A 1,997-nucleotide genomic window follows, 5' to 3' on the forward strand; every position below is an offset into this window, starting at 1 on the left:
AGCAGGTGCCCGTAGTGGGGCAGGCCGTTGGCGAAGGGAGGGCCGTCGTAGAAGACGAATTCGTTGGCACCGTCCTGGCCGCGATCGCGCCGGTCGATGCTGGCCTGGAAGGTGTCGTCCTGCTTCCAGTACTCGAGAACGCGCTCCTCGACCTGCGGGAACCGCGGGGCGGACGGGACGCCCTGAGCGGCGGGGTCGGTGCTTACCTTGGGGTAAACGGGTGAATCAGTCACGGTGCTCCATCCTGAGACGTCAGTAAATTCAGGATGCGAGGACGCTGGGGCGCACGGAGTACGCCGGCGGCGCGGTACCACCTCGCTTACTCGCGCCGTTGCGCTCCCACAGGGAACGACGACGCCGCGAGCCGCTCATTCGAAGGCTGTCACGGGCCCACCCGTTCGGTTCTACTGACATCGCTCCGCCGGAGCGATCCGTTCTTCCGAAGACTCCCCGGTGATGGCCGGTTCACGGTCTGTGCGTGCACGGGGTGCACCGCGCCATTCTAACCCCACGAGGGACTCAGTCGTCACCCCAGTCCCCGTCACACTCCCACTCCTCGTCGTCCCACTCGCACACGCCGCCCAGGGCGGGGGCCTGGGGAACGGGTACGGGAGCCAACGACGGCGCGGGAGCGACCGGGCGTTCGGTCGGCGCCGGGGCCGCGGGGTCCGGGGCCTGCTCGGCGTGACCCACCGCGCTCCGGGTCGTGGCCTCGCTCGGTGACGCGCTGGTCGTGGTCTGCGGGGTCACCACAATGCCCGGAACGGTGGTGGTCTCAGGGGAGTCCATGGGCATGATCACGAGGGCGGTGGCCGTCACCCCCAGTGCCGCGAGGATCGCGGCGTTCCGAAGCATTTTCATGTCTCAACTGTGCTGCGGGTCAATGAAACCACCGTGAGCCGGACATGAGGAACTTCTCATAATCACCCGGCCGGGGCGGGCGAACCTACGACGCACGCGGATCCACCAGTTTGTAACCGGCCCCACGCACGGTGATGAACCGGTCCGCACCCATTTTCTTCCGCAGGTAACGCAGGTAGACCACCACCACGTTGGACGCGCCGTCGTAGTCGTAACCCCACACCCTCGACAGGATGATTTCCTGGGTGAGCACCTGGTTCGGGTGCTCCAGGAACAACAACAGCAGGGCGTACTCGCGGCTGGACAGTTCAACCTCGCGCTTGTGCGCACCCGCGCCCACGGTGGCAACCCGCGTGCGGAGGTTCAAGGTGAGATCCCCGAATTCACGGCTCTCCTGGGCGGGTCGTGCGCCGCCGCCGTTGCGCTCGCGAGCACGCAGTTTGATCCGGGCCAGCAGTTCCTCGAACCGGAAGGGCTTGGCCAGGTAGTCGTCCGCGCCGCCCTCCAGTCCGTGCACCGTGTCCGCCACGGAATCGCGGGCGGTGCACATGAGGACCGGGATGTCCGCGCCCATCTCACGCAGGGCACGCAGCACGGCGAATCCGTCCATGCGGGGTAGCCCCACGTCCAGGACCAGCAGATCGAACTCACCGCTGCTCGCGTAGTCCAAAGCGGTGATCCCGTCCTCCACCACGGTGGGCGTGTAACCGTGAGCCTTCAGGCCTCGAGCCACAAATCGCGAAATGCGGGGCTCGTCCTCGGCAATCAGTATTCGCATGTCAGCGCTCCTCGGGATCTGGCACGGGGGTGTTGTCCTGCGGGAAAATGATGGTGAACGTGGAACCGTGCCCCGGCCGGGACGTGAGGCTGACCGAGCCGCCGTGGGCTTGCGCAATGGCCTCGACAATGGCCAGGCCCAGACCGGAACCCGACTCACCGCCGCTGTCGGAGACGCGGGCAAAACGTTCGAAGATCCGCGCCTGGTCCGCCTTGGCAATCCCGATGCCCTCGTCACGGACTCCCACCATGATCATGGACCGGCCGGACAGGCTCATGTGCTGGACCTTCAGTTCGATCGTGGTGTGCGGTTCGCTGTACCGCACGGCGTTGGCGGCCAGTTGCACCACGGCCTGGGT

At 66.6% G+C, this 1,997-nt stretch carries 4 protein-coding genes; all 4 read right to left on the minus strand.

The annotated features are described in order from the left end of the window. Nucleotides 1–233, minus strand: a 233-nt coding sequence (locus Q4E95_RS13255) for a class I tRNA ligase family protein (protein WP_303383746.1), incomplete at its 3' end; no start/stop codon positions are given. A gap of 286 nt (nt 234–519) precedes the next feature. After that, a complete protein-coding gene (locus tag Q4E95_RS13260) occupies nt 520–861 on the minus strand; it encodes a hypothetical protein (protein ID WP_303383747.1) in 342 nt (113 codons plus the stop codon). A gap of 85 nt (nt 862–946) precedes the next feature. Then, nucleotides 947–1,639 carry a response regulator transcription factor gene (locus Q4E95_RS13265; protein ID WP_303383748.1) on the minus strand — a complete coding sequence of 231 codons (693 nt, stop codon included), beginning with the start codon at nt 1,637–1,639 and terminating at the stop codon, nt 947–949. Between the two features lies 1 nt (nt 1,640). Then, the coding region (locus Q4E95_RS13270; protein ID WP_303383749.1) for a sensor histidine kinase KdpD at nt 1,641–1,997 on the minus strand (357 nt) is incomplete at its 5' end.

The sequence above is a fragment of the Kocuria sp. genome (assembly GCF_030536815.1).
Classification (GTDB): domain Bacteria; phylum Actinomycetota; class Actinomycetes; order Actinomycetales; family Micrococcaceae; genus Kocuria; species Kocuria gwangalliensis.

Bases quoted from the DNA above. Each gene is read 5' to 3' on its own strand.
- Q4E95_RS13265 (WP_303383748.1), bottom strand. From the start codon at position 1,639: ATGCGAATACTGATTGCCGAGGACGAGCCCCGCATTTCGCGATTTGTG.
- Q4E95_RS13260 (WP_303383747.1), bottom strand. From the start codon at position 861: ATGAAAATGCTTCGGAACGCCGCGATCCTCGCGGCACTGGGGGTGACG.